This window comes from Streptomyces sp. PKA51 (assembly GCF_057552455.1).
Map to the genome: position 1 here is coordinate 1 of NZ_BAAJPZ010000050.1, position 1560 is coordinate 1560.

The window sequence follows — 1560 nt, forward strand, 5'->3', positions numbered from 1 at the left end:
ACAGCGGCAGTGGCCACTGCGGCGGCGAAGTCCGCGTCGACATCCTTGCCCGCGAAGGGCGCGGTCATCTCGATGGCGGTGTTCGCCGGGTCGGCAATGCCTGCTGCCGTGCTGCGAGCTGCAGAAGCGGCCTGCACCGCGACGGTTGCCTGAAGCCTGGCCATTGCCGCTTCGCGGCTGGCGCCCTCGGCTTCTTCCTTGGTCCGGTTGGCCGCCTGGAAAGCGTTCTTCGCCTCGGCAGCCGCCAGACCGGCCAGACGCGCGGCCTCATGCGCGGCGATGCCGGCGCGGGCTTCCTGGGCGGTGGCTTCAGCAGCCTTGGCGTTGGCACGCAGCGCCGCGGCGTGAGTGGCCTGCGCTTCGGCCTCGGCACGGTTGGCAGCGGCGTTGGCGGCGGCGGCAGCAGCTTCGGCAGCGTTCGCCGCAGCGTTGGCCCGAGCAGCGTGCGCGGTGGCCTCAGCCGCCGCAGCCCGTGCCCGGGCAGCTGCACCAGCGGCCTCCGTGGCCGCGGAACGCGCCCTCACGGCCGCACCACTTGCCGCGTCAGCGGCACCTTCAGCCTGGTCGGCCGCAGAAGAGGCAACGTCTGCGTCCGCACGTGCGGCCGAGGCTGCAGCCTGGGCCTCGACGGAGTACTTCGTGCCTCGTGCGCCCGCCTCCATCGCAGCCGTGGCCTGGGCGCGAGCCCGCTCAGCGTTGGCGTGGTCCCTGGCTTCGCGAGCGTTGTTCCTGGCCTCGCGAGCCTTGCTCTCCTCACCGCGCGCGTTCTCGTCCGCCTTGGCCGCGATGCCTTCCTTCTCCGCAGCATCCGAACGCGCCGCAGCCGCAGTAGCCGCCGCAGCGAGGGCCTCCGCGCGCATCGCGGATGCCGTCCGTGCCTCCTCCTCGGCCCGGGCCCGGGCCGCTGCAGCGACGTCGCGCTCGTGCTCCGCACGGGCACGTGCCTGCGCCGCGAGGTCGCGCTCGCGCTCGGCGATCGCGCGCTGTTCGGCGGCTATCTTGGCCTGGCGCTCCGCCTCCAGGCGGGCCTCGCGGGTCTTCTTGGCGTGCTCCCACGCCTCCGCTTCGGCCTTTTCCGCCGCGATACGCGCGTCACGCGTCCGCGCGGCCGCGTCGGCGGCGATCTTGGCCTGCTTGTCGGCGGCCTCGGCGAGCTTCGCAGCGGTCTTGGCGTGCTGCTCGGCGTTGGCGCGCCACTGCTTGGCCTGCTGCTCGTGCAGTTCGGCCTGGTTCTTGGCGTTCAGGCCCTTCGCATCGGCCTCGGTGGCGTCGATCGCGTTCTGCGCGGTCTTCGCCGCCTGCACCGCCGCATCCGCCGCAGCCGCGATGCCGCTCGCAACATCCGACCACTGCGTGCCGTACGTCAGGCCGGTCTCGACCAGAACATCGGCCTGGACCTTGGCCTGCGCCGCCGCCACCTGGGCGGCCTTCGCCGCGCCCGCGGCGATCTCGACCTGGCGGGCGGCCTCGGCCTTGACGCCGTCGTAGGACGACAGAGCCTTGCCGGCTCGGTCGGCGGACAGCATGCGATCGGCCTGACGCGCCTGGCCAGCCGCGGAA

General features: G+C 73.4%; 1 pseudogene. It reads right to left on the bottom strand.

Features of this window, described 5'->3' with window-relative positions:
- Nucleotides 1–1526, bottom strand: a pseudogene (locus tag AC27L3_RS29495) (hypothetical protein); the annotation flags it as partial.
- Nucleotides 1527–1560: the final 34 nt, after the last annotated feature.